This window comes from Paracoccus tegillarcae, from assembly GCF_002847305.1.
In the GTDB taxonomy this organism is placed as follows: domain Bacteria; phylum Pseudomonadota; class Alphaproteobacteria; order Rhodobacterales; family Rhodobacteraceae; genus Paracoccus; species Paracoccus tegillarcae.
Map to the genome: position 1 here is coordinate 400652 of NZ_CP025408.1, position 25164 is coordinate 425815.

Consider the following 25164-nt stretch of genomic DNA (forward strand, 5'->3'; position numbering starts at 1 on the left):
CGGAAACATGACAACGATACGCAACAAACCGCTAAGCACCGCAGCCATGCACGGCGCGCTGATCTTTTACACGCTGATCGCGCTGTTTCCGATCTTTGTGATCGTGCTCAACAGCTTCAAGACCCGGCGCGCGATCTTTTCCGAGCCGCTGTCCCTGCCCACGGCCGACAGTTTCTCGGCGGTGGGCTATCAGACGGTGACACAGCAGGGCGATTTCCTGCTGTATTTCCAGAACTCGATGATCGTGACCGTGAGTTCGCTGTTTCTGATCCTGCTCTTCGGCGCGATGGCGTCGTTTGCGCTGTCGGAATACAGGTTTCGGGGCAATATGCTGATGGGCCTTTATCTGGCGCTTGGCATCATGATCCCGATCCGCATCGGCACGGTCGGCATTCTGGAAATGATGGTGGCGACCGGGCTGGTCAACACGCTCTGGGCGCTGATCCTGGTCTATACGGCGCAGGGCCTGCCGCTGGCCGTGTTCATCCTGACAGAGTTCATGCGCCAGGTCTCTGATGACCTCAAGAATGCAGGTCGGATCGACGGGCTGTCGGAATATACGATCTTTTTCCGTCTGGTTCTGCCGCTCGTCCGGCCGGCCATGGCAACCGTTGCCGTGTTCAACATGATCCCGATCTGGAACGATCTTTGGTTCCCGCTGATCCTGGCGCCGTCCGAGGCCACCAAGACCCTGACACTGGGCAGCCAGGTGTTCATCGGCCAGTTCCTGACCGACTGGAATGCGGTTCTGTCGGCCCTGTCGCTGGCGATCCTGCCGGTGCTGGTCCTGTATGTCATCTTCTCGCGCCAGCTGATCCGCGGCATCACCTCGGGGGCGGTGAAATGATCCGCGTCCTGATTGCCGGGCTGGGAAACATGGGGCGCAGCCACGCACTGGCCCATCACCATCACCCCGACGCGCAGATCGTCGGGCTGGTCAACCGCTCGGGCGCGACCGATATCAAAGACCTGCAAGCCTATCCGGTCTTTGACGATTTCCAGACGGCGCTGACCGAGACCCGGCCCGATCTGGTCGTGGTGGCAACCTATTCCGACAGCCATGCGGATTACGCCGTCGCCGCGATGGAAGCGGGCGCCCATGTATTCGTGGAAAAACCGCTGGCCACCACCGTCGCCGATGCGCGCCGCGTGGTCGATGCGGCAATGCGGCTTAATCGCAAGCTGGTCGTCGGCTATATCCTGCGCCATCACCCCAGTTGGCAGCGTCTGATCGCCGAGGCCCGCAACCTTGGCGGCCCCTATGTCTTTCGGCTGAACCTGAACCAGCAATCCACCGGCGAGAGCTGGGACACCCACAAGGCGCTGATGGAAACCACCCCGCCCATCGTCGATTGCGGCGTGCATTACGTCGACGTCATGTGCCAGATCACCGACGCGGCCCCGGTGCGCGTCAACGGCATGGGCCTGCGCCTGACAGATGAGATCGCGCCGCGGATGTACAATTATGGCCAGTTTCAGGTGACCTTCGCCGATGGCTCGATCGGCTGGTACGAGGCTGGCTGGGGCCCGATGATGTCCGAGGTCGCGCATTTCGTGAAAGACGTGATCTCGCCCAATGGCGCGGTCTCGATCCTGTCGGGAATGCACCCTGCCTCGGACAGCGTCGAGGGCCACACCCAGGTCGGCGCACTACGCATTCACCGCACAGGCGGCGCCGATCAGGATATCGATTTTCCGCAAGAGCCCGGTCATCAGCAGCTTTGCGATGCCGAGCAAGCCCACGTCCTGCACGCGATCATCAGCGACATGGACCTCACCCGACACATGAATGACGCGGTGCAGTCGCTGGCCGTCTGCCTGGCCGCCGATGAAAGCATTCGCACCGGCCGCAGCGTCGACCTAATGGAGACAACCGCATGACCGCCCTCGCGCTGAATAAAATCTGCAAGTCCTTTGGCTCGGTCGATGTCCTGAAGGATATCGACCTCAGCGTCGATGAGGGCGAATTCGTGGTCTTCGTCGGCCCCTCTGGCTGTGGCAAATCCACGCTGCTGCGGGTGATCGCCGGGCTGGAGGATGCGACCTCGGGCGAGGTCCGCATCGGCGGCAATCTGGTCAACGCGACCCCGCCGGCCAAACGCGGCATCGCCATGGTGTTCCAGTCCTACGCGCTCTATCCGCACCTGACCGTGCACGGCAATATGGCGCTGGCGCTGAAGCAAGAGGGCCATTCCCGCGAGGTGATCGACGATCGCATCGGCGAGGCGGCGCGGATGCTGAACCTTGACCCCTATCTGACGCGCCGCCCGGCAGAATTGTCAGGCGGCCAGCGTCAACGTGTGGCCATTGGCCGCGCCATCGTCCGGCAACCGCGGCTGTTTTTGTTCGACGAGCCGCTGTCGAACCTCGATGCCGCGCTGCGCATCAACACACGTCTGGAGATCGCCCGGCTGCACCGCGCCCTGAAAGGCGCGATGATCTATGTCACCCATGACCAGACCGAGGCGATGACGCTGGCCGACAAGATCGTTGTTCTGAACGGCGGTGGCGTCGCGCAAGTCGGCAGCCCGATGCAGCTGTATAACGACCCCGACAACCGCTTTGTCGCAGGCTTCCTGGGCGCGCCGGCAATGAACTTTATCGACGCCGCGCGCGTTGGCGGCCCCGAAGGCCACGAAGTTGGCCTGCGCCCCGAATATCTTGAGATCAGCGATGGCGGCCCGATTTCAGGTACCGTCAGCCATGTCGAGAGGCTGGGTGGTGACACCAATGTCTTCGTCGATATCGGCAGTGATGATCCGATGACCATGCGCCTGTTCGGCCAGCACGAAATCGCCATCGGCTCACAGCTTGACCTGAACTATGACCCATCGCGCGCACTGCTGTTCGACAGCGAAGGCCAGCGGCGGCGGGGATGATGCACATCGGGCCAGCGGCCCGGGTCAGGATCATCGGCCCCGCTGCGCTTTGTCGGCAGGCTGACCTGGCCCGGCAGTTGCGATCAGGGATCGTCGCCCGGCCCGACCGCACCAGCCTGCACCAACGCCGCGATCTGATCCGGCGCAAACCCCACCTCGGCCAGGATTTCAGCCGTGTGGCCGCCAAGCCGTGGCACGGGCCGGTGCACGGTGCAGGGCGTGGTGCCCAGCTTGACCGGAAATCCGGGCATTTTCAGCGACGGGCCATCCTGCCAATCGGCCTCGATCACCATGTCCTGCGCCGCGATTTGCGGGTCGGCAAAGACCTGCGCCAGATCCTTGACCTCGCCGCAAGGGACGCCAGCTGCATTCAGCACCTGCAGCCAGTGGGCGCGCGGCTGACCGGCCATCCGGGAATTGATCAGCTCTCGCAGCTCCTCGCGCCGGGCCATGCGCCCGGCATTGGTCTCATAGCGCGGGTCCGACATGATCCAGCCCAGATCCAGCCGGTCCAGAAAACGGCGCAAGATCTCGTCATGCGAATTGGCCACGGCGATCTGGCCGTCTGCGCAATCAAACAACCCGTAGGGGTAGACCAGCGGATGATCGTTGCCGGTCCGCTGCGGCACCCTGCCGGTGGCGAAATATTCGGATGCCAGATAGGCCATCATGCTGACAAGGCTGTTGACCATGGCGACCTCGACCGTCTGGCCCTGTCCTGTCCGCTGTCGCCCGACAACGGCAGCCACCACCCCCAGTGCCGCATATAGCCCGGCCACCAGATCGCTGATCGGCGGGGCCGCGCGCATGGGCGCGCCATCGGCTGCACCGTTTACCCCCATGAAACCACTCATTGCCTGCGCGATGAAGTCAAAGGCCGGACGACCGGCATGGGGGCCGCTGCTGCCATAGCCATTGACGCTGGCAACGATCAGGCGCGGGTTCAGCGCCTGCAGGACCTCGGCAGACAGGCCCAGCTTGTCCAGTGTGCCGGGGCGAAAGTTCTCGACCAGCACATCGGCATCGGACAGCAGGCGGCGCAGCGCGGTCTTGCCACCCTCGCTGTAAAGATCAAGCACGACAGATCGCTTGTTGCGATTGAACCCGGCGAAATAGCCCGAGACCCCGTCGGTCATCGTCCCCTGCCCGCGCACCGGGTCGCCCCTAGGCGTCTCGACCTTGATCACATCCGCACCCAGATCGCCCAGGATCATGGTGCAGAACGGCCCCGACAGCACACGCGTCAGGTCAATCACACGCAGCCCGTGCAGCGCGCCTTTGGCAGCCTCATCAGCCATTTGCAGTCCTTACACTGTCCATCGATGCGGTCTTCAGTCGCGGGCCGGCCTTCATCACCTGCCCCGGCAATTCGCGCCCGATGATCCGCTCGGCCTGCGCGGCAGAGGCGATCAGCGCGTCCAGATCGGTCCCGGTCTCGACCCCGCTTTCATGCAGCAGATAGACCAGATCCTCGGTCGGCACATTGCCCGTGGCGCGCGGCACGAAGGGGCAGCCCCCCAGCCCGCCGATGCTGGCCTCGTAATGCCGTACGCCCTGCGACAGCCCGGCATAGGCGCAGGCCAGACCGACCCCGCGCGTATTGTGAAAATGCAGCGCGATTTCGACATCGGGCACCGCAGCGGCCAGCGCCTGTACCCGCTCGATCACCAAGGCGGGGGTGGCCATGCCGGTGGTGTCACCCAGAGTGATGTGACGCATCCCCAGATCCGCATAGGCGCGTGCCTGATCGACCACGGCCTGCAGGGCGACCGGTCCCTCGAACGGGCAGCCAAAGGCAGTCGCGATGGCACCTTGCAGGGCGACGCCTGTGCCGTCGGCCATCTGCGCGATCTCGCCAAATCCCTGAAACGACGCGGCGCGCGCGCGGTTCACGTTCTTCTGGTTGTGGCTTTCCGAGGCCGAGGCGAACAGCACCATCGCATCCACCCCCGCCTCGATCGCGGCCGCAGCGCCGCGCGCGTTGGGAACCAGCGCCGTCAGATGGGCATCGCGCCGATCACGGAACGCCGCCATCACCTGCGCTGCATCCTGCATCTGGGGCACGGCGCGGGGCGAGACGAAAGAGGTGACCTCGAACCGGCGCAAACCTGCATCCAAAAGCGACTGCACCAGTGCGATCTTGTCATCCGTGGCCACGAAGACCGGTTCGGATTGCAGCCCGTCGCGCGGTCCGACCTCGGTGATCACGGCACGCGCGGGAAATCCCGGTATCTTGCTGGTCATCCTGCCCCCCACACAAAGCCCCGATCAAAATCGGCTTTGCAAACATATGCAGGTTTGGGATACCAAAATCAAAGGGGGCGTCAATGACGGCAACGAAAGCAGCGTCAGCAGCGCAGCCGGAGATAAGTCATCAGGGAGGAACAAGATGATCTGGAACTTGAACGGGCTGCGCGCAGCCGGCGTGGCGGCGACGATGCTGTTTGCCCTACCCGCAACGGCAGCCGAGTGCATCGCGCCCGCCGATCCCGGCGGCGGATGGGATTTCACCTGCCGAGAGGTCGGTCGCCTGTTGGCCGAAGAAGGTCTGGTTGACGGCAATGTTCAGGTCACCAACATGCCCGGCGGCGTGGGCGCGGTGGCCTTTGCCAATGTCGCCAGCAAGCGTGCCGATGATGCGGAACTGCTGGTGGCGACCTCGACGGTGGGCATCACACAGATCGCACAGGGCAAATATCCGGCGGGCACCGACACCATGCGCTGGATCGCGATGCTGGGTGCGGATGTCGGCGTGATCGCAGTGGCGGCAGACAGCCACTATCAAACGCTGGACGATCTGCTGGCCGCGCTGAAGGAAGATGCGACCTCGGTTGTCACCTCGGGTTCTTCGGGGGCCGGTGGCTGGGACCACATCCGGTTGCTGCTGCTGGCGCAAGCTGCGGGCATCGAAGGGCTGGACCAGATCCGTTGGGTGCAGTTCGACGGCGGCAGCCCGGCGGTGACGCAGATGATGGGCGGCCAGGTCGGGTTGGTTTCAACCGATCTGGGTGAGATCAAGGGTTTCGTCGATTCCGGCGATATCCGGGTGCTGGCGGTGCTGTCGGATGAGCCCATCTCGGCCTTCCCGGACCTGCCGACGGCCAAATCGCAGGGCTATGACGTGACCGGCTATAACTGGCGCGGTTTTTATACCGGCGGCGAGGTCAGCGACGAAGGCTATAACGCCTGGGTCGAGCGGCTGAAGACGCTATATGACAGCGAGGCATGGCAGGAAACGGCCAAAGCCAGCGGTCTGGAACCAATCTGGCGTGGCGGCGAAGAGTTCATCGCCTATGTCGCCGAGCAAGAGGCACAAATGGCCGAGATCTCGCGGCAGATCGGCGTCATTCAGTGACCGACCGGCTTTCCGGTCTGTTCTTCTTTCTGCTGGCAACCGGCTATGTCTGGTTGTCGGCAGGATACACCGCAGGCTTTGGCGACCCGTTGGGGCCTGCGATCTTTCCGCGCGTGGTGGGCATACCCGCGATCATCCTGTCGCTGTCGCTGATGATCTGGCCGCGCCACAACGCCACCTGGGCGGGCCGCGACGGGCTGTTACGGCAGGCTGCGGCAGTGGCGATCCTGATCGGCTATGCCCTGCTGCTGGAGCCGGTGGGTTTCGTGCCAACCACATTCGCCGCTATCCTTGGGCTGGCTCTGCTGATGGGCGCGCCGCCGATCAAGGGGCTGCTGACGGCTGCACTGGCGGCACCGGGGCTGTATCTGCTGTTTGATCGCGCGATGGGCCTGCCCCTGCCGCTGCTCGGGACATGGTTTAGCTGACATGGATATCCTTTCATCGCTGATGACCGGCTTTGCCACCGCCGCCATGCCGATCAACCTGCTGCTGATCGTCGGCGGCTGCTTTGCGGGCACGCTGATCGGCGCGCTGCCGGGGCTGGGGCCGGTCAATGGCGTGGCGATCCTGATCCCGCTGACTTTCGCCTTCGGGCTGGACGCGACCTCGTCCATGATCCTGCTGGCGGCCGTTTATTACGGCTGCATGTATGGCGGGCGGATCAGCGCGATCCTGCTGAACATTCCGGGCGATGAGCCGGCCATCATGACCACGCTGGACGGCTATCCCATGGCCAGGAAGGGCCAGGCGGCAGATGCGTTGGCGATCTCGGGCGTGGCCTCGTTCATCGGCGCAACCTTCGCGACCATCGGTCTGACGCTGTTCGCACCGATGCTGGCGAAGGCGGCAATCTATTTCGGGCCGGCGGATTATTTCGCGCTGTATGTGATGGCGTTTGCCACCATCGGCGGCATCACCGGCACCGACCCGCGCAAGACGCTGCTGGCGGCATTGCTGGGGCTGATGCTGGGCACCGTCGGGCTGGACCCCTCGACCGGCGTGGCGCGCTATACCTTTGGCAGTTTCAACCTTTATGACGGGTTCGATCCGATCGTCGCGCTGGTCGGGCTGTTCGCCCTGTCCGAGATCCTGTTCTTTCTGGAAGAAAAGGCCAAGAGCGGCAGCCTGGTGCCGCCGGGCCGCGTTTTCCCTCGGCTGACACGGGTCAAAGAGGGGCTGGGCGCCTCTGCCCGCGGCTCTGTCATCGGCTTTATCGCGGGCATCCTGCCGGGGGCGGGCGCCTCGCTAGGGGCCGTGATGTCCTATAGTTTCGAGAAACGCATCAGCGACAAGGACGGCACGTTCGGCACCGGTGATCCACGCGGCGTCGCCGCCCCCGAGGCCGGAAACAACGCAGCCAGCGGCGGCGCACTCATCCCGATGCTGACGCTTGGCGTGCCGGGATCAGGCACGACGGCGGTGATGCTGGCCATGCTGATATCGCTGAACATCCAGCCGGGGCCTCTGCTGTTTCAGAACAGCCCCGATCTGGTCTGGGGCCTGGTCGCGGCACTCTATCTGGCCAATCTGGTGCTGCTGATCCTGAACCTGCCGCTGATCGGGATGTTCACCCGCGTGCTGGGTCTGCCGGTCTGGGGCCTGATGCCGCTGGTCGTGGCGATCAGCTATCTGGGCGTCTACGCCATCACCCACGCGGCCTTTGACCTGATGATCATGGTCGGCTTTGGCGTGCTTGGCTTTGTCCTTCGCAAACTGGAATTTTCGCTGGTCCCGGTCGTCCTGGGCCTGCTGCTGGGCATGGATATGGAGAACAACCTGCGCCGGGCGCTGTCGATCTCGGGCGGGGATTTTGTTGTGCTGGTTCAAAGCCCGATTGCCCTGGTGATCTATGCGCTGACGGCGGCATTCCTTGGATTGTCGCTGTGGCTGTCACGGCGCCCCGGTGCGATCCCGATGCCGCCAGAAGACTAGTCGCCGACAACGATTCGCAGCGTTGCGGGCAAGGCGCGGCCGGACATGCGTCCTGATCTGGCGAAGTAGAGAAAAGCTGGGGCGCAGTAGGCCAAGAAACGTCATGCCATATTCCGCCCAGAGGAGGTGAGGTAATCGCGACTTTTCTGAAATAATGGTGCCCGGAGGCGGACTCGAACCACCGACACGCGGATTTTCAATCCGCTGCTCTACCAACTGAGCTATCCGGGCCAATAGGCCTTACGACCTTGGGCTGTTTACGGTCGCGGCGCGGCGCTGTCCAGTCCCGAAATCGACAAATCTTCAGTTGCGGCCCTGATCGTCATCGGCATCATCGGATCGATCTGCGGGCGGTCCCGGAATGACGTAATCACCCCGCAGCCAGCGCGCCAGATCGACATCGGCACAGCGACGCGAACAGAAGGGGCGATAGGCGGGAACGCTTGGCTTGTCGCAGATTGGGCAACCGGCCATCAGGACCTCCTCTTTGCCGCGAGCGCGAGTGCTGACAGGGCCGCGCGGTCGCGTTTCCTGCTGATTTCATAGAGGCCCATCTTGGTCCAGCCGACCAGCACGGTTTCCGCCGCCTCGCCCTTGAATGCGGACTTCAGAACCTGATCCAGCGTGGCCCGGTCGCGTTTGGGCATGGGGGCGAAATCGACGATCACCTGCCCCCCAAGCCCGCGCAACCGCAACTGTCGCGGCAGCTCGCGCGCCAGTGCGATATTGGCCTTGAGGCCGGCTGCAGGCGAGGTGTCACCGCCCGTATTCACGTCAATGGCCAGCAGCGCGCGCGTCGGCTGGATTGCGGCAGATGCCCCCGACGGCAGCGCGACATCAGGGGCCAGCAAGTCCTCGATCATTTCGGTCACGCCCAACTGCTCAAAGGCACCCTCGGCATCGTCCACCTGATCGGGCGCGGGCTCTGCCCAGTCGATCCAGGCGGCGTCATGCGGGCCGGGCGCATCCAGCAACAGTTCGGGCGGACCATCGGTCTCGGCCAGCATATCACCGACCATGGCGATCAGGGGTGCAAGCTCGGCCCTGATCTCTTCCGCATCGGCACCCGCGGCGGCGCTGCGCAGGATCAGCCCGCACTGGGGATCGGCCTTTGCCATCAGATTGGCGCCCAAGGCCTGTAATTCTGCACGCAACTCATCATCGCGAATGCTGCGCGAGACATTCACGCCCGGACGCCCCGGCGTCACGATGCCATGGCGACCCCGAAACAACAGCCGCGCCGTGACGGGCGTCGCCTTGTTTTCGTCCGCCACGCCACTGATCTGGACCAGCAATCGCTGGCCTTCACTCAGGCCGTTGCGGTCTCGCAGATAGCCCCGCGCACCGTTTGGCAGACGCAGAAAGACCCCGCCCTGCCCCTTGACCAGCCGGTCGACAACCCCCCTGCAGATCGCGCCGGGCGCAAGCGGAGTCAGAGTCGAATAATCGGTGAAAAGATCGATCAGTTGGCCGTCCTGCACCAGGGCTGCAGCCTTGGCCCCGAACAACTGACCCAGGATGATCTGGCGACCCTTCATGCTGTCTCTCCGGTAATGCCCGCGCTGGCCAACATCGCGGCGGTTTCGGCCAATGGCAGCCCGACGACGGCGGAATAACTGCCCTGTATCCACGGGATGAATGCGGCGGCAGGTCCCTGAATGGCGTATCCGCCAGCCTTGCCCCGCCAGTCTTCGCTGATGATATATCGCTGCAGCGCCGCCGGGTCGATCAGTGACATCCTGACCACCGTTTCGACCAGTCTCACGCGACAGGCGGTGGTGCTGCGTATTGCGATGGCCGTCAGTACGCGATGCCGACGCCCCGCCATCAGTCGCATGAATGCAGCAGCCTCGGCCGCATCGTCGGGTTTTCCCAGAATGCGCCGCCCGACAGCCACTGTGGTATCTGCGCAAAGCACGACTTCGCCCGGCTTTAGCGTCACCGCCTCGGCCTTTTCAGCAGCCATGCGGCGAACATAGTCGCGCGGCGTCTCACGATCATGAGGCGTTTCATCAATATCCGCAGGTCGGATATCTGACGGACGGATGCCGATCTGCGCCAGCAGTTCCAGCCGTCGCGGGCTGGCAGAGCCGAGGATCAGACGCGGCTGGTCGGGGCGCGCCAGTGCGTGTCCCGAATGCGGCGAAACAGGCATTGCGTGCCTATTTGAACCGATAGTTGATGCGCCCTTTAGTCAGGTCATAGGTGTTCATTTCCACCTGAACCTTGTCGCCGGCCAGAACACGGATGCGGTTCTTGCGCATCTTTCCTGCCATATGTGCGATGATCTCATGGCCATTTTCCAGCTCGACCCTGAACGTCGCATTAGGCAGGAGTTCCTTCACGACGCCGGGAAATTCGAGCATTTCTTCCTTGGCCATGGTCACTCCATCTTAATGTCCTCCCCGCATCTGCGAGGCCGCTGTTACATGCGGCGGAACAGGGGATATTTCAAGAGGGAAGCGTACCGTCAGCCAGTATTGGCGCTTTTCTGTGGCGCGTCTGCCGTGGTTGGGGCCGGTGCGACCGTCGTTCCGCTGTTTTGGGGCGGCGGCTGCTTGGCATCCCCTGGAACCGCTGTGCCGGTGCGAAAACGGTCGGGAAGCGACAGGTCCGCCATCGGCGGTTCCGGCGCGAGCGCGGGATGGGTGCCGTTTGCGATCACATCATGGGCCGTCAGGCCCGATGCGGTCGATGCAGCCTGATCGTTCGTCTTGCCGGCCTGCTGGTCATCGCCGCCGGTCAGCTTCTGCTCGCCCTCACGGCGCAAACGGATCGCATGATAGCCCTCGGACTCGCCCAGCTTGCCCGTGGCCAGCAACTGACCCAGTCTTGTCTCCAGGCGCGTATGCGACAGATCAACACGCGGCAAAGGCAGCACCTGCCCCGCGCGCAAATCGCGCAAGTCACCCAATCGCATCGAGCGGCGGCACAGAACGCCCACCACCTCGATCGGCGCTTGCGCCATCGGTGCGGTCAGATCCGGTGCAGGGCGATCACTTTCATCGGTCGCAGGCGCGGCCATAACCGCCTCAGCAGGGCTTGGCGGCGCCAGCGCTGCGACTGCAGTTTTCTGAGGCAGGGCAACGAATATCTTGCCTTCGCGCCCCGGTTCACCACCTACCTTCACGGTATAGGCCAGACTGCGATAGGGGCAGTCTTCCAGCATCAGCAACAGCGGCCGCTGGTCTTCGAGAAAGCTGGCATAACGAAAGCCGCCGAAATTCTCGAACCCGTCGATCCTGGTGATCTCGCCCCCCAGTTCGCTGAGCAGCGCATTGACGAAATCGGCACAGATGATCGCATCACTGCGGGTTGAGCGGCGCGTTTCGACCGGGCGCGACGTGATCCGCCCGATCGTCTGCATCTCTATCAGAGCGGTCATCAAGCTGGGGCAGATTGCCACCACGCCAATTGCCTCGCCCGCCCCTTCGACCACGGATAGCAGCGCGGGCTGGGGCAGCAGTTCGGCCATCTCGGCCAAGGTGATTGCCGCAGGCGACAGTTCCAGCGGGCTGGCCGGCAGTTTATACAACCGCTCAAATGCGCGGCCGATGGCATTCAGTGCCGCGCGCTTGACGGTTGCGGGTTGCGGATGGGGCAGCGAGGGCGCGGCGCCATCGGCCAGCCGCGCCTGGTCGCGTGCCTTCAACAGGCCAGACAACACCCGCTGCCCGGATGTTTCGCCCTGCCCCTGACCTGCATCCAAATCAGCCATCACCCGTCCGAATCGCCCATTGCCTTTCGAGCAAGATCACCGAGACAGGTTTAGATTTCGTTTATGTCGGCCCTTTACCTGCGCCGCTCTACCCGGCTTCCTCGGCCTCCTCGGTACGGTTTTGGCCGGGCGGGCGCGCTGGCAGCGTGACGCGAAACGCGGCACCGCCCTGCCCCGGCAGATAGGTCACATCCCCGCCAAGCGCGTTCATGATCTCAAGGCAGATGGCCAGCCCCAGCCCCGCGCCGCCTGCCCGCATGGGGTCATTCAGCCGCGAGAACTTCTCAAAGATCAGCGCCTGACGGTCCAGATCAATGCCCGAACCATTGTCGATCACGTCGATGACAGTCGATCGATCAGACAGGCGGCGCGCCCGGATGCGCAGTTCGGGACGCTCGGCGTCGCAATATTTGCGGGCATTGCTGATGATATTGATCAAGACCTGCAAGAGACGATCGGTATCGGTGATCACTGGCACATGTTCGGACGGCAGATCCCGGTCGATGGTGAAATTGCGTTCCGGCCCACTGGCCGACGCAGCCTCCAGCGCCCGATCAATCAGATCATGCAGATTTGCGACCGAGACATTCAGGGCGGCGCGCCCGCTTTCCAATACCGACAGGTCCAGCAAATCATCGAGCAACCGCGTCAGGCGGCCGGCTTCATCATGGATGATCCCGGCAAAGCGGGTGCGGTCCTGATCGGGCAAATCGGGCAGTTTGAGCAATTCGGAAAAAGCCCTCAACGAGGTCATGGGGGTGCGAAGTTCATGGCTGACCTGACCCAGAAATTCGTCCTTTTGCACCGAAAGTTCGGTCAGCTTCTCATTGGCTTCGCGCAACTGGCGCGCCGTGCGATCCAGTTCGTCACGTGCGGTTTCCAGCCGCCTTGCCTCTTCCTTGGCGCGGCTGGCCTCGCCCGCGACCTCCATCAGATCAGAGACGCTGAGGCCCGCGCCGCCGCCCACGCGCCCAATCATCGCATGCGCCGTGGCCGCACCCACCGACCCTGCCAGCCGCCGTTCGAGGCGGGTCAGAAAGCGCGGGGTCAGATCGGGCAAGAACCCGGTTTTCCCCTGCGCCACGGCCTCGGCCTGGAAAAACCGCAAGGCCGGATCTGCACCCCAGATGCGGCGGGCCATGGCCATCAGCGATTCTGCGCCGCGCACGTTTCCATCGGTCGGCGCGCCGGGGCCCTCTGGCTCTACGGCGTGGACGAAAGACAGGCCCTGCAGTCGTTCGACAGGGTCGGGAAAGCTGAGCAGCGACAGCGTTAGAAACGCCAGAGTGTTCACCCCAAGCGACAGTCCGATCGAACCGGCCAGTTGATCGACGCCTGCGGGGAAAACCGGCCCCGTGCCGATACCGACCGAGGGCAGAAAGATCAGCACCAGCCACATCACCAGCCCCGTGCCGACGCCGGCATAGGCGCCGACCCGCGTTGCACCCCGCCACAACAACCCGCCCAGCATCGCCGGAAAGACCTGCGCCATGCCCGTGAACGCCACCAGACCCATCGCCGCCAGCGCCGCCGAGCCGCCCGATGCCTGATGATAAACCCAACCACCGCCAACGACTGCCAGAATGGCCAACCGCCGCGCGTTCAGGACAAAGCGGCCCAGATCATCGGGATCCTGGCCATCCGGCTTGCGCAGCAGCCACAACCAGACCGGCACAAGCCAGTGGTTCGAGACCATCGTCGCCAGCGCGATGGCGCTCATGACAACCATCGAGGTGGCCGCGGAGAAGCCGCCCAGAAAAACCAGCAACGCCAATGCGTTCTGGTTCTGCGACAACGGCAAGGTCAGGACGAACAGATCGGGGTTGGACCCCTCGGGCAGCAATTCGCGCCCGACGATGGCGATGGGCAGGACAAACAGCGACATGGCGAAAAGATAGGCGGGAAACGCCCAGCCAGCGACGCGCAACCGCTCGGCATCGGCGGCCTCGACCACCATGACCTGAAACATGCGCGGCAGTGTCACCACCGCGATCCCCGACACCATGATCAGAGCAGTCCAGCGATCAGGCTTGAGCAGCCAGCCTTCGGACAATTGCTTATCTGCGGCCGTGGCCCGCGCGATCCGGGCGATGACATCAGCGGGGCCGTCGGCCAGCCCCCAGACCACGAATATTCCCAACAGCAGAAAGGAAACCAGCTTGACCACCGCCTCCAGCGCGATGGCCGTGACGACGCCGTGGTGGCGCTCATCCGCGGCCAGGTTGCGCGTGCCGAAGATGATGGTGAACACAGCCAAGCCGCCTGCCACCCACAGCGCGGTATTGCCCTGAACGGCGTCGGCGCTGTCAATGGTGAAGGCGCGAAAGGACAGGCTGACAGACTGCAATTGCAGGGCGATATACGGGGTCGAGGCGATCACCGCGATCAGCGTGACCAGCGCCGCCAGCGGGTTCGACTTGCCAAACCGCGCCGAGATCAGGTCAGCGATCGAGGTGACGTGATGCATCCGCGCCACGCGGACCAACCGGCGCAGCCCCCACCACGCCCCTGCAAATACGATGGTCGGGCCCAGATAAATCGTCGCAAATTCCAGACCTGATCGGGTCGCATAGCCAACCCCGCCAAAGAAGGTCCAGGCAGAGCAATAGACCGACAGCGACAGCGTATAGACCACCGGATGGTCCAGCCACCTGATCTTGCCCCGCACCGCCGCGCGATCAGCGGCAAAGGCCACCAGAAACATCAGCGCGACATAGGTCAGGCAGGCGCCGACCAGCAGATCAACGCTCATCCTCGCCCCCCGACTGGCTGTCATCCTCGCCGCGCGCCCATGCGGCGCGATCAGAAGCATGAAGGGCAATATGCAGTGCAGCCGTCAGCACGATCAGTGCGGCCCACAGCCCGAACAACCACAGCGCGCCGCCGGTCAGACTGACGGCCTCTGGCACCCACCAGACCGGAACAAGGATCAACAACAGCGCGAGAACGGGCAGGATTCGCGCCGCATCGCCAAGGCGCCTGCGCCGGTAGGATGACCGTTCCAGAAACAATGGCTGTCGCAGCGCCGTACCCTCGCCCTAGTTTATCATGCGCCGCACCAGCGCCCGAAGATCGTCATTGGCAAAGGGTTTTGCCAGGATCGCATCGGCCAGTTCGGTAGCGGGCCGCCCTTGCGCCGTCAGCAGCAGCACCGGTGTCGCGGCCAGTGCCGCATCGCCGTCCGCGCGCAATTCGGTCAGGATTTCATCACCCGAGCGGTTGGGCAGCATCACGTCCAACACCACCAGCCTGGGCATGCGCTCGCGCAAGGAACGCATCGCCTCGGCCCCATCGCTGACTGTCGCCACCCGCCAACCATCGCGCACCAGGATAAAGCACACGGCTTCGGCAATATTCGGCTCGTCCTCAATCAGCAGGATATCGGTTCCATCCTCCACGCCAAACGCCTCTGCCGCCCCTACACCCTGGCCGCATCATGCGCGGGCGCAGCGCCCGCTGTCAAAACGATTGTCACCGAGGGTCACGCGGCGGTTAAAACCGAAACCGAGCGCCTGGCGCGGGGGATGCGGTTGAATGGCAACCGGCGGTCTGCCGCTATGGTCCGATAAGTTAGCCCGACCTTCTCATATCGTGGTAGGGCGGCCCTCTCGCTGCATCGCACCTTGACGTCAGCAATGCGGACGAAGCAGACCTACGGTGATTGCACCTTTGCCGTCAGTATCTTGAAGCTCGCCGCGCCAAATCCAATCGCGAACGCAGCTTCAAACCAGCGCCGCAACTTCAAATAGAACCTTGTCATGGCTTGTGACGAAAAGAGCAGTGCGTAGCCGTGGAATACCAAAAAGCTCTGCAACCCGACGGCCGCGATAACAACTGCAAGCTGTTCCACTCCCGTTCCGGATGGAATGCCGAGCGAGAACAGGGAGCCAAAGAACAGGATTGCCTTCGGGTTGGTCAGATGCAGAGCTAGCCCTTTTGCGTAAAGCGAACGCTTACCGCCTGTGAAAGACTTTGTTGCTAAATCCTTCTGAGACAACGCTGATCGCGCTGCCTTTTAGGCAAGAAACATCAGGTAGGCCACGCCGAAGTAGCGGATTAGCTCAAAAACCCATGCGTTTGCGAGCATAACGGCTCCGAGACCCAAAGCAGCAGCGATTGACCACATGAGCGAGCCAGTCGTGATCCCGGACGCAAGCGCCAAGCCTGACGTGCGGCCTGAAGACATGGACGTTCCGGCGAGGACTGGACCTGTCACGTATTTGTGCCGCTCCGAGTGCTCGTTTAAGCCACCTTCCGTTCAAAAGCGACCGGGCTTTTCCAGCCCAGTGCTGAGTGCCGTCGACGCGGATTGTAGAACCCATTGATGTATTCGAAGATCGCCATCTCAGCGTGCCGCCGGGTTACCCATGACCGCCGCCAGATCAGCTCGGCCTTGATGGTTTTGAAGAATGTCTCGACGGCCGCATTGTCATAACAATTACCTTTGCCGCTCATCGAGACTTTGAAGCCATGCTGGCGCAGGATCTTCTGGTAGTCATGCGAACAGTATTGGCTGCCCCTGTCGCTGTGGAAGATGCAGCCTTTGGGTGGCGACCTGAAGGCAATCGCCATCTTCAAGGCCCGGATCGCCAGATCGCGCTTCATCCGGTTGCTGACAGCCCAGCCGATCACGCGGCGGGAGTGCAGGTCCAGGATGACTGCCAGATATAGCCAGCCCTCGCGGGTCCAGATGTAGCTGATGTCGCCCGCCCATTTCTGGTTGGGCCCGGCTGCACTAAAGTCGCGATCCAGCAGGTTCGGGGCGATGTTGAACGTATGGGCGCTGTCGGTCGTGGCTTTGAACTTACGCGTTCTTTCAACGATGATCCTGTTTTCGCGCATCAGGCGACCGACGCGTCGATGCCCGACATCGACACCAACCTCTTTCAGCTCCTCTGTCATCCTCGGCCGACCATAGCTGCCCAAGCTCAGACGCGACTGTTCCTTGATATGCGCCAGAACGACCATGTCCATGCGCTGCCTGTGGCTGGCTGGGAGGCTGCGGAAGGCCCGTAATCCACGCGGGCTGACATTCATCACCTGGCAAAGCCGGTCGATCGGGAAGGCCCCGCGCTGTTCTTCGATGAACCTGAACCTCACGGCTTTTGGCCCGCGAAGAACTGGGTGGCTTTTTTTAGGATGTCCCTCTCCTCCTTGAGGATACGGTTCTCGCGCCGAAGCCGTTCGTTCTCACGCGCCAACTCGCGATCCTCGGCTGAGACTACGTCCGTGTCCCGGTGTGCGTTCACCCACTTATTGAGGGTCGACAAGCCGACCCCAAGATCATCCGCAACTTGACGCCGCGAAAGCCCGCTGGTCAGCGCAATCCGCACTGCATCCTTGCGAAATTCATCCGTCCTGACTGTGCCCATGGTTCATCTCCTTTGCTGCACATTACGTGGTCAAAGGAGCGGCACCAAACCGCGACAGGTCCACTTTCCGCCTCTCGGGACCAAGGCACGCAAAGATGCCAACGCCGCCCCGATCCGGGAGGCCTGGTTCGACACATATTGGCCACAGGCTTCTGGCGACGAGCGTAGCAAACACACCCGGATCGTGCATTACACGAGCAAGGGCCCCGAAACACATATGACCCGCCTGCCGAAGGAATGCTTCGGTTACCTTTCACCGGCGTCATTCCTCGTTATGGGCCGATACCGAAAGGGAGAAGATACGGCCTACGAGTGCCTGACCATCGATTCGACCAGTGATGACGCCGAACTGCTTCTGGCACAGCTCGACATCACGCCCGATTTCCTGATCGGTGAGTTCGAGACCGCCGAAATCCGTGCGCGGGAGCAAGATCGCGTGCTGGATTTCGTCGAAGAGCTCATCGCAGCCTGGCATGCCGGAACGATTGTCGACTTCGCACGCGCCCGCGCGGCAATGCCGAAGACCGAAGAACTGGCCGGGCTGGCGCGTGGCCGATACCTCCAGATGCACGGTCTGGAACGTCTCGATCCCTTTGTGATCAAGCGCCCGGGGGATGCCCTGCGCGAAATCAGTCGCATCATCGAATGGGACATGTTTCGGGAGTTCCAGCGCCGCGAGCGGGCTGTTGAGCTTGTCCGCATCGTCATGGGCGACGATCCGCGTGACATGACAGTCGCGGAGGTCATCCGGCAGTTGGTCAACGAACTGCCGCGGGTCGATGCGCTTATGCTGTCGGCAAGCCAGCAACGGAAATCACGGGCGGGTTATTCCTACGAACACCATATCGAAGCGATGCTGGTGGGTGGAGGAATCCCCTTCGAAAAGCAGGTCGTCATCGAAGCGAAGAAGCGGCCGGACTTCATCCTGCCATCTCTGCGGTTCATCCGGAGCGGGGACGCTGCTGCCGCATCGGGGCTTATCCTGAGCGCCAAAACCACCCTGCGCGAGCGCTGGAAGCAGGTCGAGCGCGAGAAGGGCGAACACAGGCTCTACCTGACCACGGTCGACGAGAACATCGCGGGGAACGCGATTGAGGACATGGCGTCCTTCGGCGTACATCTTGTGATTCCGGAAAGCCTTATGGACGCGAGGGAGACCGAATACAGTGGTCATAAGAACGTTCTGACATTCGAACAGTTCTGCAGTGGTGTCATTCGTCCGGCGATGAACCAGTGGGCATAGCGATGGCGTCAGCGAGAATCCATAGTTTGAGCTACTCCCCGAAATTCGGACACTGACATAAGCTAGGATTTGCCGTCTGCTGATCTTCGGCGAGAAGGAGATCAGAAATGTCGAAACGCAAACAGCACGCGCCTGAGTTCAAGGCGAGGGTCGCGCTGGAAGCCCTGAAGGGCGAGGAGACGGCGGCCGAGTTGGCGAGCCGGTTCGGGGTGCATCCCACGATGATCCATCAATGAACGGTAACTCAGATGACCTTTCAGACCACGACCGGCGGCATAAAGGATGAAAAATTGCCGCGCCGGCGGCGAGACGCCGACCAACGAACCGAAGCATACCACGTCGCTGGGAAAGAGGCTGTTGAGGCTATCGCGATCTATCGTATCACCGTCGAATGGGGCTTTTCTGAGGACAACATCGTCTATACGCCTTCTATCAACTTGTCCGCTTCCGGGCCTGCCGGCAACAGCAATACTGGTGATCCCGTCATCACTGGCGCGCTGATCGAGAACTGCGTACGTGCGGTGGACTATGAATTTGTGATCGATCGTCTTGGCAGAAAGGCTAAACTCGACGAGCAAGATGTGCCACACTCGTGAGATGGACATCGCGGAATTCAGAAACAGGCTTGCGGATTCGCGGCTTGAGCCGCGAATCTTGTCTGCGTGTCTGGCGATCACGGATATCCTCGCGAAACTAAGGCCTGGCGATGGCCAGCATCTTGGCCTTCCCTTCTTTTACGAACGCCTCGGCGAGTCGCCTGACCGCGATAGCTTGCTTCCGGCGCTAAGCATTTTGAGCTCTAAAGACGGCGCTATTCTCGAGGTGCATGGCTACCTTGATGATGCAGAAGAAGGACAGCTCCATTTATCCAATGAGGATTTTCGTGAGCTTTTGCACAACGGCAAGTTGGCGCATCCTACATCGGGCGAGCTCGTTTCAAACCCGCTAGAACAGGTCCGGATCTTTTATTCGCTTCGGGGTGAGTTTTGACGTGAACCCGAAGGATATTTCAGTAGCAGAATATCTAAAATTCTTTGGTAATCGGCCTGGTGGAATTGTCCTGAGGTGGCAATTCGCTGGTGATCATGGCGAGCGCCTGAGCATTTTAGAAGAAGCGCTGGATCGTTGCTATAGCAGGCTCGTCGATACGCGCGGATTAAACGAGGATCGCAGCGAGGACGAACTTAGCATGCAGATCGCCAACATGCTCAGCGCGTCTGGAATTTCAGCCAGACATGATCGCCATATTAATGGCCATTGCGATATTGTTGTCGATGCGGAAGACGGCTTCATGTGGCTCGGTGAGGCAAAAATCCACAGCGACTATAATTGGCTCGCAGACGGATTCCTTCAGTTGTCTACCCGTTATGGGACCGCGATGGATGGCAGGGATCATGGCGAACTCATTATCTACCACCGGACCGGAAATTCTTTAAATGTACTCACGACTTGGCGAGATCGTCTTTTCGCCAATCATCCCGAAGCCAAGCTTTCTTTCGACATCGCTCAGCCCAAGTTGTTCTTTCGGACAATTCATAAATGCCCGAATTCGGGCTGCGATTTTCATGTTCGTCACACGATCATTCCACTGATGCATGCTCCGGAAAAGTAGGCGCCGGCAGCCTATCGCTGATGGCCTCCCAAAACGTTGATGTGGCGTTGATGTAAAACGCCGATGCGGATTCCCGACTATTTCAGTCAGCATGTAAGCGTTTGATCTTAGGTGCTTTTTTTGGTTGCGGGGGTAGGATTTGAACCTACGACCTTCAGGTTATGAGCCCATAGCCCTTAAATTTCAATAAGTTAGCAATATCAATCAGTTACGGCGCAAGCCTTTGATTTGGAACGATTTGCGCTCCTGCATCGACCGACATTGGCACGGATTCGCGCGCAAGACAGGTGCGAATCCCGCAGTCGCAGGTTGATGTGGCGTTGATGTAACCAGCCGCCCAGCCTCACCTGTATGATCAGAAACTAGCAAAAGAATGTGTAGCGAGTGTCAGCATGTAGACGCCGACCAAGATATCTACTTGGGTGCAGACGTTTACGGCACGACACACGAACTGGAAAGCTGCGGACAAACTGGTCATTCAGTAGGTAGGCTGAAGGGTCTCGGTTGGTCTAGCCTCCACATGACGGGCGAAAAGCAATCCAATCGTGGCGCGGGATGGTAAGCTCCGAAATGTACCAAGCGGTCACTCGCAGAATGTGTTCATGTCCATGCCATCGGACGCAAAACCCCAAAGCAGCCAATAGACGCTTCTATCTGATTCTACGGCGGAGCACTCAAGAAATATTACGAGCTAAGACATGTTGCTCACTGCAATCTAGCTGCTTCCGATTTCTGCGCTCCTGGCATATTTTCCAACCTCTATCATAAGGTTATCTCGAAGCAACTCACGAGTTACAATGCAACGACTTGTATAAGTCGAATTTTGTATTTCTCCTTGCTCGGCAAGAGTTTTTGCGTAGCAGTCGCCGGCGCAGTTGTACTTCGCGAAACACCCCTCACATTTTCTCATATTGTGGACTTTTAGGTTCGCCAACGCCGATACTTTATCCTGGTCGATTGTCAACTCCTGCTTATCTTTGCTCCATGCTCCATATTGAAACAAACCGGCCCGCCTATCATCTGCACGAAGTACCTCATTGCAGCTAGTAACGATCCCCTTGGATGTAATAATTAAATTGCGCGCGTCACTTGCACCGCAGAAACTATCCTTCAATTCAAGATCAGAAGATGAAAAGTACAGCGACACTCCGTACTTTGCACCAATCTGTCGCGCCTTACGGAAGGCCGATACAAACGCTTCCGCGGGTGGAGACTTTACCGGATCTATTGTTAATGCGAAAGAAGAGACATCAAAGACAGGCTCGACATGAATTTCTCTTACCTGAAGATTACTTCCAATAAATTCAACAAATGCAGGCAACTGGTGAGTCGCCTCGACGGTCGCGGTCGACCTGATGTCGTAGTTCAATGATCTTCGGTCAAACTCCTTCATCGTCGCCAAAACGAGATCAAACGACCCCGCTCCACTCGGAAGAACCCTACCCTTATCGTGGCTTGAAGAAAGTCCATCTACGGAAAATGTAGTTCTATCAACATTAGCAGCAATGTAATCAATATATTTATGATTAAATACCCCGTTCGTGCTTAGGTCAACGTGGCCGACTAGGTTTGAACGGGAGCAGGATTCTTTAAAGTAATCTATTATCGAAACGAAGGTTTTCCAGTCAGAAGTCGCCTCGCCTTCTCCTAGGAAGTTGATCCCCGGCTTCTCCGAGCCTTCACAATTCGAGATAATCAAATCGATCGCAGACTTTGCAATACTAAGATCTATTACCGCGTCATCAAGTCGTCCACCATCAGCATAACAGTACTTGCATCGGAGCGTGCACTTCTGCGTGTTTGAGAACGTAGCTTGGGTTGGCTTCCACTTTTTCTTTGTTGTCGTCAGCGCCGGCTTGGGGGACTTTTCGGAACTTAGCTCAGCAAACGCAATCTTTAATGCAGAAACTTCGTCATCGTTCAAAACAGCAATTCTACTACCCAAAGGATCGTAGAAAATTGTTTTGTCCATAGCGGGAATCAGAAAAGCATCTGCGTTTGACGAAACTCGATCATCTACCTTTGATCCATTCAGCGGGACATCAAGAGGCTTGATCATTTTTCAACCCCAAATTGCCTAAGGATGAATTTTTCCGATACGTCGCTCCCATTCAAACTCTTCTCAGAAAAGAACCGTTCCTGCAGTTGTAGGGGAGTGTACGTCCCCGGGGCGATCTGAGAACTTGTATCGCTTACTCCGAAGCCAGGACCGCCATATTTTTCTGACTGGATGACCCCGATTATTGCATTCTCAAAGGTGTCAACTTGTTCTGGATTAAAGTCCCGAACAATATCTTCAAACTCCGGAGACGTGATAATAAGACTAGAATCGTATCCGAGCATTGCCGACTTAGAATGGCATGCGCATTTATTCTCGCAGCAAGAATTGTTGTCGCTGTTGCATGTGCATGCCGCATTACACCCACAATTACCTGAATCGGAAAAATTATTATCTAAAAATTGCTGCCCGATACTTTCGGCAACTACTTTGGAGAGATTCTGAATTTTTTCTTTGTCAATGTCAGGAAGGGTAGAAAGATCATATACTTTATTGACAGTTAGCTGTAGATTTTCTGCTGCCTCTTGCGCAGATAATGCTTTTGCATTGACACTTGCGGCAAGAGAGCCTAGCGAAAGCGATACTATGAATTTGCGCCTGGAATTCATTGCTAGCTCCACTTAAAGTAAACAGATTTTCCGTATCACCTAGCGTCAAGCAAGTTGATTTAGTGGGAGTTACATCTGGTTGGTGGCCTTTCAAACCTGACTGAAACTCTCGCCTTCTTAGCATCGATATGCGTGTCCCTCGACCACACAGCAATTTTCTCTCGAGAGAATCTGCGCTATGAACGAGCGGGTCTTTTCTGAATAGTTACGCACTTTAGATGCCCTTGAGTCAAATGGTTCTTTATGGGATTGCTAAAGGCTGGGATGGCAAATTTTTGTTTGCTGCCTGCGGGCATAGGCCGCCTGCCGGAAAGCCATACGCGATTTGGCAAGGATTCGCTAAAAGATGCAAGGGCAGCCTTGCCCCAGCATGATCTGCTCGGTGCAGTTTGCAGCTGCATGGTCGAACCTCCGATTACGTACGGTCTAGTGGCGGACACTGGCCGAGGCAATGCGGCGAGCCGGCCGTGATTGACCGATTTGGAGTGTTCATCGCCAAACGCAGGCGTAATGCGGTCAAACAGCCAGCCCCCTATGCCCGCCAACCCCGCAGCTCCCGCAACCCCAGTTCATCCCATATCCATCCGAAATCGTATTCCGCAATCGGGCCATCCGCCGGCCGGGCGCTGCCGTTCTCTAGATATTTCAGCCACTCGACGACCTTCTTCCGCCCCGATGCCGTTCGCACCGCCTGCCGCGGTGACTTGCCGCCCAGTGCTGGGATCGGCGCGTCCAGCGTTTCACGGTAGTGCTTGTCCAAGTGATCCTGCATCAGTTGGCGCGCGATCTCGGGCGGAATCTCATCGGCGCCTTCGCGTGGGCCGACATGGCTTTGGTCGGCCCGCATCTGATCAACCGTCCGGACCGTGGTCAGCGGCGATTTCAACAGATCCCCGGCAACCGAGCGGATCAACGCCTCGACCTTGACCGCTCGCTCGGCCGAATTGACGGTCACGAGCAGGGTCTTCCCCTTCAGTTCCAAAGAGCCCAGGACGGTGGCCCCCTCCATCTCCGCGTCCAGCATGATGCCGCCACTCGCTTTGCTGCCCCGCTTCTTCCTCGCTGCCAGCCAGTTCCAGAACTTCGCTCCCTCGGGGAAAAAATCCCTCACCCGGTCCAGCTGCTCCGCCACCTTCCTCTGCGTCACGCCGCTGGTGAGCGAGAAACGCATGTCGTGGAACAGAACATCGTCGCCGTCCGAATTGGTGAACTGCGGTTCGGCTGGGGTGAGGGCGCGGTCGATCTCGATGAACAGCCAAGCGGTGGTGAAGATGGGCGCGGAGCCCATCAGCTGCTCACAGGTCAGCCGCAGCGCGTCGCGCTTCTTTAGTTTCAGGGCATCGCGTAGCCCCGCTAACAGGAAATCAACAGCCTCGGCGCGGAAGGGCAACAACGCCCCCGAGATGATGTGGTGATCGCGCTCGGCCATCACCCGCACGGCGATCCGGTCCCATTGCTTCAACGTGCGCGTGGCGGATTTCTCTCGCACCGTGACCGGCGGGGCATCCGACAGAAGATCGCGCAACACCATCGACGCGCCGGGCTGGACATCGCTGACCTCGTAGAGGCTGACCGGCCCATCCCGCAGCGCGGCGAAATACTCCCGATTGAGGGCGGTTTCCTTCCAGCCGCGGCGTTTCAGGTACAGGTCGACGATATTGCCGTCCTCATAGCGCTGGCTGAGGAAATCCTCGAACCCACAGCCCCACAGCACGCCCGACCACTGCTCGCCCAGCAGGTCGGCTAGGCCGTCCTGGTCGATCTCAAATTCCTCAAGTGCGGGCATCAGGTGCTCCGCGACCACCTCCTGCAGCCGTTCCCGCCAGTGGCCCTCCCGGCCGATGAAAGCCAGAAGGTCCGATATGTCGTTGCGTTCGGCCATGCTCTTTTCCTCTGCCCGTCTCAAGCTCTAGCCGCAGAACTTTGGTGTGAACCACCGTGCTCTGCGCCCTTCCGTTGCTCCCTATGACCCGCGGCGCGGAAGAGCCAACCGATAACTGCGAAGAGCGATCTCATCGACTAACACCATATGGCCAGCGCGCACACTGCTAACTCAGGACCAGCGCCTCAGCTCAACCCGAGCATAGCGGAAGGCTTCAAGGGCTATCAGATGATTGCCCCGCCACACTCAACAATCAGGCGCGCTCGCACAAGATACCCACGTACCGCCGAACAACCTCATGTTCCTGTCTTGTTCCCGCCAGCGGGAACGTGCAAAACGGCGCGTAAGAGGAGAATCGAACTCAACCACAAGAAGTCTCATCGGAATAACGCTCACTGCCAGGAACTCGGGCGCGAGGATGCGCCCTGCCCTCATTGCCGCCAATTCCACTTCTCCCGCACCGGCTAGGCGCGGGCTACGTTGGGTTTGAGCAGACGCTCC

The 25164-nt window shown here is 60.2% G+C and carries 24 protein-coding genes, 1 tRNA gene and 2 pseudogenes; 11 read left to right on the forward strand and 16 right to left on the reverse strand.

Annotated features, from left to right (window positions below):
• The first annotated feature begins 7 nt into the window (after nucleotides 1-7).
• The 3 genes from CUV01_RS02010 to CUV01_RS02020 are packed head-to-tail and all read left to right on the forward strand — an operon-like array spanning nucleotide 8 to nucleotide 2879.
• The gene (locus CUV01_RS02010; RefSeq protein ID WP_101459006.1) at nucleotides 8-847 is read left to right on the forward strand and encodes a carbohydrate ABC transporter permease; all 840 of its coding nucleotides are present in this window, start codon (nucleotides 8-10) and stop codon (nucleotides 845-847) included.
• A complete protein-coding gene (locus tag CUV01_RS02015; protein ID WP_198731865.1) occupies nucleotides 844-1881 on the forward strand; it encodes a Gfo/Idh/MocA family protein in 1038 nt (345 codons plus the stop codon). Before CUV01_RS02010 ends, CUV01_RS02015 begins: the two co-directional genes overlap by 4 nt.
• A complete protein-coding gene (locus tag CUV01_RS02020) occupies nucleotides 1878-2879 on the forward strand; it encodes an ABC transporter ATP-binding protein (protein WP_101459007.1) in 1002 nt (333 codons plus the stop codon). Before CUV01_RS02015 ends, CUV01_RS02020 begins: the two co-directional genes overlap by 4 nt.
• A gap of 83 nt (nucleotides 2880-2962) precedes the next feature.
• On the opposite strand, the gene CUV01_RS02025 is transcribed toward CUV01_RS02020, so the two are convergent.
• Entirely contained in the window at nucleotides 2963-4177 is a 1215-nt protein-coding gene (locus CUV01_RS02025) for a CaiB/BaiF CoA transferase family protein (protein ID WP_101459008.1), read from the reverse strand.
• Complete coding sequence (locus tag CUV01_RS02030) at nucleotides 4170-5123, reverse strand: hydroxymethylglutaryl-CoA lyase (protein WP_101459009.1); 954 nt, start codon at nucleotides 5121-5123, stop codon at nucleotides 4170-4172. Before CUV01_RS02030 ends, CUV01_RS02025 begins: the two co-directional genes overlap by 8 nt.
• A gap of 145 nt (nucleotides 5124-5268) precedes the next feature.
• Here CUV01_RS02030 and CUV01_RS02035 point away from each other — a divergent pair, with 145 nt between their 5' ends.
• The 3 genes from CUV01_RS02035 to CUV01_RS02045 are packed head-to-tail and all read left to right on the forward strand — an operon-like array spanning nucleotide 5269 to nucleotide 8169.
• Nucleotides 5269-6234 (forward strand): Bug family tripartite tricarboxylate transporter substrate binding protein, encoded by a 966-nt coding sequence (locus CUV01_RS02035; protein ID WP_101461802.1) that lies wholly within the window; start codon nucleotides 5269-5271, stop codon nucleotides 6232-6234.
• Entirely contained in the window at nucleotides 6231-6662 is a 432-nt protein-coding gene (locus CUV01_RS02040; RefSeq protein WP_157994756.1) for a tripartite tricarboxylate transporter TctB family protein, read from the forward strand. Before CUV01_RS02035 ends, CUV01_RS02040 begins: the two co-directional genes overlap by 4 nt.
• 1 nt (nucleotide 6663) lies before the next feature.
• On the forward strand, nucleotides 6664-8169 hold the full coding sequence (locus CUV01_RS02045) for a tripartite tricarboxylate transporter permease (RefSeq protein WP_101459011.1): 1506 nt from the start codon (nucleotides 6664-6666) through the stop codon (nucleotides 8167-8169).
• Nucleotides 8170-8324: 155 nt separating this feature from the next.
• Here the strand turns inward: CUV01_RS02045 and CUV01_RS02050 are convergent.
• The 11 genes and pseudogenes from CUV01_RS02050 to CUV01_RS02100 form a co-directional block, all read right to left on the reverse strand.
• Nucleotides 8325-8400, reverse strand: a tRNA-Phe gene (locus CUV01_RS02050).
• A gap of 72 nt (nucleotides 8401-8472) precedes the next feature.
• Nucleotides 8473-8643, reverse strand: a complete 171-nt coding sequence (locus CUV01_RS02055) for a DNA gyrase inhibitor YacG (RefSeq protein ID WP_101459012.1) — start codon at nucleotides 8641-8643, stop codon at nucleotides 8473-8475.
• Nucleotides 8643-9707 (reverse strand): ribonuclease E/G, encoded by a 1065-nt coding sequence (locus CUV01_RS02060; RefSeq protein ID WP_101459013.1) that lies wholly within the window; start codon nucleotides 9705-9707, stop codon nucleotides 8643-8645. Before CUV01_RS02060 ends, CUV01_RS02055 begins: the two co-directional genes overlap by 1 nt.
• Nucleotides 9704-10324: a Maf family protein gene (locus CUV01_RS02065; RefSeq protein WP_101459014.1), complete on the reverse strand. Its 621-nt coding sequence runs from the start codon at nucleotides 10322-10324 to the stop codon at nucleotides 9704-9706. Before CUV01_RS02065 ends, CUV01_RS02060 begins: the two co-directional genes overlap by 4 nt.
• Nucleotides 10325-10331: 7 nt before the next feature.
• The gene (gene infA, locus CUV01_RS02070) at nucleotides 10332-10550 is read right to left on the reverse strand and encodes a translation initiation factor IF-1 (protein WP_010397442.1); all 219 of its coding nucleotides are present in this window, start codon (nucleotides 10548-10550) and stop codon (nucleotides 10332-10334) included.
• An 89-nt stretch (nucleotides 10551-10639) separates the two neighbouring features.
• Nucleotides 10640-11887: a FliM/FliN family flagellar motor switch protein gene (locus CUV01_RS02075; protein WP_101459015.1), complete on the reverse strand. Its 1248-nt coding sequence runs from the start codon at nucleotides 11885-11887 to the stop codon at nucleotides 10640-10642.
• Nucleotides 11888-11975: 88 nt separating this feature from the next.
• Nucleotides 11976-14639 (reverse strand): ATP-binding protein, encoded by a 2664-nt coding sequence (locus tag CUV01_RS02080; RefSeq protein ID WP_101459016.1) that lies wholly within the window; start codon nucleotides 14637-14639, stop codon nucleotides 11976-11978.
• Nucleotides 14629-14898 (reverse strand): hypothetical protein, encoded by a 270-nt coding sequence (locus CUV01_RS02085; RefSeq protein WP_198731866.1) that lies wholly within the window; start codon nucleotides 14896-14898, stop codon nucleotides 14629-14631. Before CUV01_RS02085 ends, CUV01_RS02080 begins: the two co-directional genes overlap by 11 nt.
• Nucleotides 14899-14925: 27 nt before the next feature.
• A complete protein-coding gene (locus CUV01_RS02090) occupies nucleotides 14926-15285 on the reverse strand; it encodes a response regulator transcription factor (protein WP_232962429.1) in 360 nt (119 codons plus the stop codon).
• A gap of 254 nt (nucleotides 15286-15539) precedes the next feature.
• Nucleotides 15540-16073 (reverse strand): annotated as a pseudogene (locus CUV01_RS02095) (LysE family translocator).
• Between the two features lie 56 nt (nucleotides 16074-16129).
• Nucleotides 16130-17259, reverse strand: a protein-coding gene (locus CUV01_RS02100; protein ID WP_101458713.1) for an IS3 family transposase whose coding sequence is annotated in 2 segments (ribosomal slippage) — nucleotides 16130-17025 and nucleotides 17025-17259 — 1131 coding nt in all. Because the reading frame shifts where the segments join, the coding sequence is not laid out codon by codon here.
• 217 nt (nucleotides 17260-17476) lie between these two features.
• Here CUV01_RS02100 and CUV01_RS02105 point away from each other — a divergent pair.
• The 5 genes and pseudogenes from CUV01_RS02105 (at nucleotide 17477) to CUV01_RS02120 (ending at nucleotide 20114) form a co-directional block, all read left to right on the forward strand.
• Nucleotides 17477-18502: a type II restriction endonuclease gene (locus CUV01_RS02105; protein WP_157994757.1), complete on the forward strand. Its 1026-nt coding sequence runs from the start codon at nucleotides 17477-17479 to the stop codon at nucleotides 18500-18502.
• 107 nt (nucleotides 18503-18609) lie between these two features.
• Nucleotides 18610-18735, forward strand: a pseudogene (locus CUV01_RS20200) (transposase); the annotation flags it as partial.
• A gap of 15 nt (nucleotides 18736-18750) precedes the next feature.
• On the forward strand, nucleotides 18751-19098 hold the full coding sequence (locus CUV01_RS02110; protein ID WP_101459018.1) for a hypothetical protein: 348 nt from the start codon (nucleotides 18751-18753) through the stop codon (nucleotides 19096-19098).
• Between the two features lies 1 nt (nucleotide 19099).
• The gene (locus tag CUV01_RS02115) at nucleotides 19100-19492 is read left to right on the forward strand and encodes a hypothetical protein (protein WP_101459019.1); all 393 of its coding nucleotides are present in this window, start codon (nucleotides 19100-19102) and stop codon (nucleotides 19490-19492) included.
• Between the two features lies 1 nt (nucleotide 19493).
• The gene (locus CUV01_RS02120; RefSeq protein WP_101459020.1) at nucleotides 19494-20114 is read left to right on the forward strand and encodes a hypothetical protein; all 621 of its coding nucleotides are present in this window, start codon (nucleotides 19494-19496) and stop codon (nucleotides 20112-20114) included.
• A 715-nt stretch (nucleotides 20115-20829) separates the two neighbouring features.
• Here the strand turns inward: CUV01_RS02120 and CUV01_RS02125 are convergent.
• The 3 genes from CUV01_RS02125 to CUV01_RS02135 form a co-directional block, all read right to left on the reverse strand.
• Nucleotides 20830-22173, reverse strand: a complete 1344-nt coding sequence (locus tag CUV01_RS02125) for a radical SAM protein (RefSeq protein ID WP_101459021.1) — start codon at nucleotides 22171-22173, stop codon at nucleotides 20830-20832.
• Entirely contained in the window at nucleotides 22170-22781 is a 612-nt protein-coding gene (locus CUV01_RS19570) for a hypothetical protein (protein ID WP_157994758.1), read from the reverse strand. Before CUV01_RS19570 ends, CUV01_RS02125 begins: the two co-directional genes overlap by 4 nt.
• 532 nt (nucleotides 22782-23313) lie before the next feature.
• Complete coding sequence (locus tag CUV01_RS02135; RefSeq protein ID WP_101459023.1) at nucleotides 23314-24663, reverse strand: DUF7986 domain-containing protein; 1350 nt, start codon at nucleotides 24661-24663, stop codon at nucleotides 23314-23316.
• Nucleotides 24664-25164 lie beyond the last annotated feature (501 nt).